The sequence below is a fragment of the Brevibacterium sp. SIMBA_078 genome (assembly GCF_046534565.1).
Lineage (GTDB): Bacteria > Actinomycetota > Actinomycetes > Actinomycetales > Brevibacteriaceae > Brevibacterium.
In genome coordinates, this window is record NZ_JAWRYQ010000247.1 from 1 (window position 1) to 269 (window position 269).

Here is a 269-nt window from a genome sequence, read left to right on the forward strand (position 1 = left end):
TGATCATGTCAACGTCCTGATCACCGGCCTGATCGACCCGCTCAATAATTTCTACCAAACGTTGCACGGTTTCTGAACGACCCGTCATCATAATCACATTAGATGGGTCATAGCTGACCACCATACCGCCGCCACTTTGGTCGTTTAACTGGCGCAATAACGGTGCAAGCTCGCGTACCGATACGGTTTCTACCGGTACAACCCGGGTCACCATAGTATCGCCTGAGCCTCTGGTATCTCTGTCAAGCACCGGTAGTGAAGAGGTTTTT

At 50.9% G+C, this 269-nt stretch carries 1 protein-coding gene; it reads right to left on the reverse strand.

Translation table 11 applies throughout. The annotated features are described in order from the left end of the window. The coding region (locus SB749_RS19605; protein ID WP_410711778.1) for a secretin N-terminal domain-containing protein at positions 1 to 214 on the reverse strand (214 nt) is incomplete at its 3' end. Positions 215 to 269: the final 55 nt, after the last annotated feature.